The organism is Buttiauxella sp. S19-1 (assembly GCF_022134725.1).
GTDB lineage: Bacteria > Pseudomonadota > Gammaproteobacteria > Enterobacterales > Enterobacteriaceae > Buttiauxella > Buttiauxella ferragutiae.
Genome location: NZ_JAHWLU010000301.1, coordinates 1 through 267 on the forward strand (window position 1 = coordinate 1; position 267 = coordinate 267).

A 267-nucleotide genomic window follows, 5' to 3' on the forward strand; every position below is an offset into this window, starting at 1 on the left:
GTGTAAGCGTAGCGATACGTTGAGCTAACCAGTACTAATGATCCGTGAGGCTTAACCTTACAACACCGAAGGTGTTTTGGTTGAGAGACTAAGCATTTGATTTTCAGCTTGAACCGAGATTTTAAGTCGATGGTTACAGGTAAGACTGTGACGGTTGATGAAACAGAATATGCCTGGCGGCACTAGCGCGGTGGTCCCACCTGACCCCATGCCGAACTCAGAAGTGAAACGCCGTAGCGCCGATGGTAGTGTGGGGTCTCCCCATGC

The 267-nt window shown here is 50.2% G+C and carries 1 rRNA gene; it reads left to right on the forward strand.

From position 1 onward, the window contains the following. Positions 1-172: 172 nt before the first annotated feature. Positions 173-267 (forward strand): 5S ribosomal RNA (rrf, locus tag MES37_RS24665); the annotation flags it as partial.